The organism is Embleya sp. NPDC025285, from assembly GCF_055558835.1.
Genome location: NZ_JBVHLU010000212.1, coordinates 1 through 7,236 on the forward strand (window position 1 = coordinate 1; position 7,236 = coordinate 7,236).

Here is a 7,236-nt window from a genome sequence, read left to right on the forward strand (position 1 = left end):
ACCCCCCCCCCCCCCCGCCCCCCCCCCCACCCCCCCCCCCCCCCCCCCCCCCCCCCCCCCCCCCCCCCCCCCCCCCCCCCCCCCCGCGATCGTGTCCGGGCACTACGGGTACGGGTTCAGCGCGGCGACACCAGGGTGAAGGGTCCGACCTTCTTCAGGTTGAACACCGCGGGGTCGATGAGCTTCTTGGGGAACACCACGTCGCGCCACTGGTTCTCGGGCGACATCGGGAACGCGTCGACGACCATGCGCGCGTGGTACCCGTCCGCCTCGGCGCGCAGGAGCATCACGTCCGGGGCACGCCATGGACTGGCCTTCATCCGCTTGATCAGATCCTGTGCCGAGTCGGCGGCGGCCCAACGGGCGACCTCCTTCTGGCGCGCGTCCAACTCGCCCAGCGGGTTGGAGTATTGCGGGATGTAGGCCAGGAAGCCCCAGTAGGGCTTTATCGCGAGCAGTCGGTAGTTGTCCGTGAGCAGGACCGTCTTGTTCGGCGCCTTGTTCTTCGTGGCATCGGCGATGGCCCGGAAGACCATGCGGTCCAGTTCCAGCGCCGCGAGGGTGTCGCCGGTCGGCGGTTCGTCCCGGATCCGTGGCTCGTGACCGTCCGGATAGGGCTCGCCCAGGGCCTGGTCCAACGAACCCCGGTCGGAGCGGGCGAACTGCTGGGCCACCACGACGCCCGACGCCACGGCGAGCACGGTGACCACGGCGAGCGCGGTGCGCGCGATCCTCGGCTCGGTCGCCCTGGCCCGGATCTCCCGCAGCCCGGCAGCGAGCCCGAACACCCCCGCGGCGGCCAGACAGAGCTCCAGGATCGGGGTCACCCGGAAGGTCAGCAGGGTGGTGTCCGCGACACCCGCGGCGAAGGAGAAGACCGACCACGTGTAGCAACCGACGACGCCGATCGCGAGCCCGCGCGCGATGATGTCGCCGGCTCCGACCGCCCAGATCAACCAGACCACGCCGATCAGACACAGCACGCCGATCGGCGTGAAGTCCAACATCGGTGTGGCGAAGGTCGCCCCCTCGGGAAAGAGGTAGTGCTGCGCCGCGTTCCTGGGCATCCCCTGGCGGACCGCTTCGAGCAGGTACGGGAGCCACACCGGGAGGATGAGCACCGCCGCCGCGCCCGCGATCGGCAGCAGTCGGCCGAGCACCGTACCGAGCGTGTAGCCGGACGCAGGCGCGCCGCGCGGGTTCGGGATCCGGGCCGAACGCCTGCGGTCGAGCACCAGCCCGACCACGGCGGATCCGAGGATCACCAGCGTGAGGAAGCCGGTGATCAGCGTGTAGAACAGCGCGGAGATGCCGAGGAAGACCCCGATGCCCAGGAGCACGCCGAGGTTCTTCGGCCGGCGGTCGCGGTGGGCGTCCCGGCCGCCTCGGGCCAGCATGTGCGCGATGGCGACCACGACCGGCGGGGCCAGTGCGGTGACGACCCACGCGTAGCCCTCGTTCACCGCCGGCGACATCCCGGACAATCCCACCAGCGTGGTCGCGGTGCTCAGCGCGATGGCCATCGGACGGGAGACGATCGCACTCCACAACGTGAACGCGAGGGCGACCGTGACACCCGCGGTCAGGATGGTGAACGGCTTGTAGGCCTCCCAGCCCGCCAGGCCGAACAGGTTCGCGAAGCGTCCGCCGAGCCAGAACCAGCCCGTGGGGTACAGCGGGGGCGTGTTCTCGTAGTTCATGTCGGACAGCCGAGGCGAGTCGGTCATCCGGGTCAGGTACTGGCTGCGGAACGAGTTGTCGCCCGCGAGTCCGCCGTAGTACCACTTGGTCGCGTACAGCGGCAGCGCGAGCACGATCGTCGGCAGCGCGGTCAGCAAGACCCAGGTCAGCACGGTGCGCAGCAGTGGCCGCTTCCCGCCGCGCAGGATCAGGAAGGCGATCGCGCCGAGCAGCGCGAGGGCACCGAGACTGGCGAACTCCAACGGGATCAAGGACTTGGAGAGGGTCTGCGACTTGTCCGGTCCGACCATGATCCGCGGCCGGGGCAGCCCGGCGTGGGTGATCAGGTACTGGAGCGGAAGGCTGGTCGCGACCGCAACCGCCGCCGCACAGCACAGTTCGCCGATGATCGACCACGATCGGCGATCCGCACGGCCGACCGCCGGGCCGGCGGATCCTTTTCCGGACACGGGCGAACGCGCCACGTCGTGCGCCGAATGATCCGACATTACGTCCACCAAGCGGTCCCGTTCGATGAGATCCGGGAGCGTTGGTCGGCTTCCGGATCGGCTGACTCGAGCACCGAGGCGAGTGGGCCGCCGCGGATCGATCGGGCCGGACACGGTTGCCGGACTCGTCGGGGCCTGCACCTCGGGACGGCAGCCTATCCTCCGACCCGATCATGCCCCCACGAGCGCGGCGCTCCCGCCCGAGACGGACCGGGACTCGTCCCGTCCCGGTGGATACTCATTCCTTCGCGGTGGATAGGAGCCGGGTACCGCGACGGAGGCCGGCCGGTGCCCGCTCGCCGACGCTGCCCCGACCGGGTCGTCGGACGCGTGTGCGACCCCTTGGTGACTTGCCGCGGGTACGCTGCCGTGGGGTGTCGGGGGAGGGGAGTACACACATGGCCGCACTCTGGTCCAGAGACCGGCTGCAAGACTTTCGGGCGCGAGTACGGGGGTGCCTGGTCGGAGGGGCGATCGGTGACGCGCTCGGCGCCGGCATCGAGTTCCTCAGTCTTGCGGAAATCCGCGAACAGCACGGGCCCGACGGGGTCGTCGGGTATGTGACGGCGTATCACCGGCACGGCGCGATCACCGACGACACGCAGATGACGTTGTTCACGGTGGAGGGTCTGATCCGCGCGCACGTGCGCCGGGACACCGGCGCCTGGCATCCGCCGACCGATCTGCACGGAGCGTATCTGCGCTGGAAGGCGACGCAGAGCGAGTGGGGGCCGGACGAGCGCAAGGACGAGGGCTGGTTGGTCCGCGAGGAGTGGCTGTACAGCTCGCGTGCGCCCGGATCCGCGTGCCTGCGCGGGCTGGAGGACGAGAGCGTGATGGGCACGCTGGAGCGGCCGAAGAACCCCGATTCCAAGGGGTGCGGGGCGGTGATGCGCTCGGCGCCGTTCGGCCTGTTGGTCGGCTGGCGTCCCGAGCTGGTCTTCCAACTCGCGGTGGAGTGCGCGGTGCTGACGCACGGTCACCCCACCGGCTATCTGTCGGCGGGCGCGTTCGCGGTGATCGTGCACGCGGTCATGCAGGGCGCGCCGCTGGAGGAGGGTGTGCGGGTGGCGCTGGAGTTGGTGAAGTCCCGTCCCGAGCACGCCGAGACGGCGCAGGCGATCGAGGCGGCGCTGGCCGCGGTCCGCGCCGGCGTGCCCTCGGCCGAGCGGGTCGAGGCGCTGGGCCAGGGCTGGACGGCCGAAGAGGCGCTGTCGATCGGTCTGTACTGCGCGCTGGTGGCGCCGGACATGCGCACCGGACTGCTGCTCGCGGTCAACCACGGCGGCGACAGCGACTCGACCGGGTCGATCTGCGGCAACCTGCTGGGCGCCATGCACGGCGACACCGTGCTGCCCGCGGACCTGGTCGCCGAGCTCGAAGGCCGGGGCGCCATCCTGGAGTTGGCCGACGACTTCGCGATGGAGATGACCCAGGGCACCACGCTGCACGGGCCCGAGGCGGGCGATACCTCCTGGGCAAAGCGCTACCCGCCCAACTGAGTGCCGGCGGGCGCGCCTCCAGGTCCAACCGAGCGCCGGCCGCCCCGACTTCGGGGCGGCCGGCCGGTTCGGTCACGGGCGGCGGTCGTCCACCCACGCGCCGCCGGCCATCACGGCGCGCACCCGCAGCGCGTCGTCGAGCACCACCAGGTCGGCCCGCTTGCCCGGCTCCAGGGTGCCGACCCGATCGGCGATGCCCAATGCCCGGGCGGGGGTGGCGGACAGCGAGCGGACCACGTCGGCGATCGGCAGGCCGCCCGCGACGCCGTTGCGCAGCGCCCGGTCCAGGGTCAGCGTGCTGCCCGCGATCGAGTCGCCGTCGGCCAGCCGGGCCACCCCGTCGACCACGTCCACGGTCATCACCCCCAGCGGGTACACGCCGTCCGGCATGCCCGCCGCGCCCATCGCGTCGGTGATGAACGCGACCCGATCCGGCCCGGCGCTCGCGTAGGCCAGATTGACCACGCTGGAGTGCAGGTGCACGCCGTCGTTGATCAACTCGACCACCGCGTCGCTGTCCTGGAGCAGCGCGGTGACCGGTCCCGGCTCGCGGTGGTGCACGCTGCGCATCGCGTTGAACAGGTGGGTGGCCACACTCGCGCCCGCGGCCAGCGCCGCGCGCGTCTCGCGGTGGGTGCCGTCGGTGTGCCCCACCGCGGCGATCACCCCCTCGTCCGCCAGTCGGCGCACCAACTCGATGCCGCCGGGCAGTTCGGGCGCCAGCGTGAGCATCCGGATCGCGCCGCTGCCCGCCTTCAGCAGCGCGGTGACCTCGTCCCGGTCGGGCGCGCGCAACTGGGTCGGGTCGTGCGCGCCGCAGCGGGCCGCGCTCAGGTACGGGCCCTCCAGGTGCAGCCCGGCCAGCCTGCCGTCGTGCACGAGCGGGGCCAACTCGGTCACGATCCGCAGCAGGTCCGCGGGGGAGGCGGTGACCAGACTCGCGACCGTGGTCGTGGTGCCGTGCGAGCGATGGAATTCGGCCACCCGCAGCGCCTCGTCCGGGTCGCCGGAGGTGTACGAACCGCCCCCGCCGCCGTGTACGTGCATGTCCACGAAGCCGGGCACGATCCAGCCGCCCGCGACGTCGACCGCCGGCTCCGGACCGGCCGGCAGGCCCGGGCCCGCGAAGGCGATGCGATCACCGACCACGCCCACCGAAGCGCCCTCGACCACCCCGGAGGGCAGCACCACTCGCGCATTGCCGAGCACCGTCACCCGCGCACCTCCAAGGTGTCCCACGCGATCAGACCGGCGCCTCGGCAACCGGCCTCGTCTCCGAGCGCCGCGGTCACCAGCGGCGGTACGTGTTGAACCACGGCGCGCTCGGCGAGCAGCGTCCGCAGGGGGTTGAACAACTGTTCCCCGGCGAGCGAGAGACCGCCGCCGATGACCAGCAACTTCGGGTCGTACAGCGCGAGTCCGGTGAGCAGGCCGTCCGCGAACGCGGACAGGCCCTGCCCCCACACGGCGGCCGCGACCCGGTCGCCGGCGGCCACCCGGGCGACCACCTGGGCCGCGCTCAGCGGCGGATCGTCACCCGGCGCGGCCTCGGCGAACGCGTGCGCGATGGCGGGCCCGGAGAAGTGCGCCTCCAGACAGCCGACCGCACCGCACGTACACCTGCCACCGCCCGGCCGCACCGTGATGTGGCCGATCTCGCCCGCCTGTCCATGCGCGCCCGGGTAGGGGCGGCCGTTCAACACGAGCACCGAGGCGAGCCCGGTGCCGATCGCCACGAACAGGAAGTTGTCGCAATCGCGACCCGCCCCGAGCCGGCCCTCGGCCAGCGCGCCGGTGCGCACGTCGTGGCTCAAAGCAGCCGGTAGACCGAGCCGGTCCGCGATCAGCGCGCGCAGCGGCACCTCGCGCCACTGGATGCTGGCCGACCACACCGCGACGCCCGCCGGGTCGTCCACGATCCCCGGCACCACGACCCCGGCCGCGCGTGGCACGCCGCCCAGTTCCACCGCCCGCTCGCGCAGCGCCGCGGCGAAGTCGACGATGCCCGCGACCACCGCGTTCGGGCCGTGCGTGCGGCCGGTGGGCCGTCGCTCGCTGTAGACGAGGTTGCCGCCCGCGTCGACCACGCCGCCCTTGATGTCGGTACCGCCGACGTCGAGTGCGACGACGCAGTCCGCGCCGGACAGGTCGGACGGCGGGGTGTTCACGTGCGGCATCGGCGTCTCGCGTCTGGTAGGTGGGGCAGATTGTGAGCCCGAGGGCGGGTGGATCCGTGAATGCGCGTTTGTGCTCACTGGATAGCAGTTGAAAACATGAACATGCAACAGCATCGTTCAGTGAGCGCAGGCTCACGGAAACCCCGACGCTCGACACGTGTGGGGCGCCCGCGAGGATGTCCGGAACGATCCGACGCGAGTCGGCCAGGGCTGTCGGACAGGGCGGAGGTCACGGGTGAGCCGTTACGAGCGGTGGGGTGCGCTTCTCGAGCTGTTGGCCAAGCACGGTCGGCTCGAGGTCGAGGACGTGGCCTCGGAACTGGATGTCTCGCCCGCGACGATCCGGCGCGACCTGGATCAGCTCGCGCAGCAGCAGATGCTGACCCGCACGCGGGGCGGCGCGGTCGCGCACGCGGTCTCCTACGACCTGCCGCTGCGCTACAAGACCGCCCGGCACGCGTCCGAGAAGCAGCGCATCGCGCAGGCCGCCGCGGCGCTGGTCAAGCCGGGCGAGACGATCGGGCTCAACGGCGGCACCACGATGACCGAGGTGGCCCGTGCCCTGGTCGCCCGGGCCGACCTGCACACCGAGGGCGACTCGAACGCGCAGGCGTTCACGATCGTCACCAACGCGCTCAACATCGCGGGCGAGCTGGCCGTACGGCGGCACGTGAAGATCGTCGTCACCGGCGGCGTGGCCCGCACCCAGTCCTACGAACTGATCGGCCCGTTGGCCACCGGCATCCTGCGCGAGGTGGCCCTGGACGTGGCGATCCTGGGCGTCGACGCGATCGACGTCGAGCACGGCGCGAGTGCCCACCACGAGGGCGAGGCGAGCATCAACCAGTTGATGGCCGCCGGCGCCGGTCGGGTGGTGGTGGCCGCGGACTCGTCCAAGCTCGGGCGCCGCGCGTTCGCCCGGATCTGCCCGCTGGATCGCATCGGCGTCCTGGTGACCGACACCTCGGCACCCGAGGAGGCCACCGCCGCCTTCGTCGACGCGGGCGTGCGGGTGATCCGGGTCTGAGCCCGCGCGCCGGACCCGCCCGGCGCCCCCGAAGCACCCGTTCGCCCGGGACGTGCGACCACGCGTCCCGGGCGTTCGCATATCCGTTCGCCAACCAACCCGATAGACCATTCGTGAGATCGAACCGACACCGTCTGTGTCGGTTCCTCAGCATGCGCGCACGGATGGGTCCCGCATGGGTAACGAATTGCTCTGCAAACTTCCTCGACCCCTCCTCGGAATCTCAGGATTGGTGTAGACCTTTCTTCCGTCGAGGTGTTGACTGCCGACACGGCGAGTCCGCAAAATGCTCGCTGTTGCTCAAGAGTTTTCTTCAAATCCGTGTTGCGAACAGTTTTGCG

The 7,236-nt window shown here is 71.5% G+C and carries 5 protein-coding genes; 2 read left to right on the forward strand and 3 right to left on the reverse strand.

Annotation, left to right across the window (positions count from 1 at the left end):
• Window positions 1-116 precede the first annotated feature (116 nt).
• The gene (locus tag ACZ4FV_RS51215) at window positions 117-2,189 is read right to left on the reverse strand and encodes an arabinofuranosyltransferase (protein ID WP_465328257.1); all 2,073 of its coding nucleotides are present in this window, start codon (window positions 2,187-2,189) and stop codon (window positions 117-119) included.
• A gap of 398 nt (window positions 2,190-2,587) precedes the next feature.
• On the opposite strand from ACZ4FV_RS51215, the gene ACZ4FV_RS51220 reads away from it, so the two are divergent.
• Window positions 2,588-3,691 (forward strand): ADP-ribosylglycohydrolase family protein, encoded by a 1,104-nt coding sequence (locus ACZ4FV_RS51220; protein WP_395867014.1) that lies wholly within the window; start codon window positions 2,588-2,590, stop codon window positions 3,689-3,691.
• Between the two features lie 72 nt (window positions 3,692-3,763).
• On the opposite strand, the gene nagA is transcribed toward ACZ4FV_RS51220, so the two are convergent.
• Together nagA and ACZ4FV_RS51230 are read right to left on the reverse strand one after the other, a co-directional pair.
• Window positions 3,764-4,906, reverse strand: a complete 1,143-nt coding sequence (gene nagA, locus ACZ4FV_RS51225; RefSeq protein ID WP_395867016.1) for an N-acetylglucosamine-6-phosphate deacetylase — start codon at window positions 4,904-4,906, stop codon at window positions 3,764-3,766.
• Entirely contained in the window at window positions 4,903-5,859 is a 957-nt protein-coding gene (locus ACZ4FV_RS51230) for an ROK family protein (RefSeq protein ID WP_395867018.1), read from the reverse strand. Before ACZ4FV_RS51230 ends, nagA begins: the two co-directional genes overlap by 4 nt.
• Window positions 5,860-6,103: 244 nt before the next feature.
• On the opposite strand from ACZ4FV_RS51230, the gene ACZ4FV_RS51235 reads away from it, so the two are divergent.
• Window positions 6,104-6,895 carry a DeoR/GlpR family DNA-binding transcription regulator gene (locus ACZ4FV_RS51235; protein ID WP_395867020.1) on the forward strand — a complete coding sequence of 264 codons (792 nt, stop codon included), beginning with the start codon at window positions 6,104-6,106 and terminating at the stop codon, window positions 6,893-6,895.
• Window positions 6,896-7,236 lie beyond the last annotated feature (341 nt).

Bases quoted from the DNA above. Each gene is read 5' to 3' on its own strand.
- ACZ4FV_RS51220 (WP_395867014.1), top strand. From the start codon at position 2,588: ATGGCCGCACTCTGGTCCAGAGACCGGCTGCAAGACTTTCGGGCGCGA.
- ACZ4FV_RS51215 (WP_465328257.1), bottom strand. From the start codon at position 2,189: ATGTCGGATCATTCGGCGCACGACGTGGCGCGTTCGCCCGTGTCCGGA.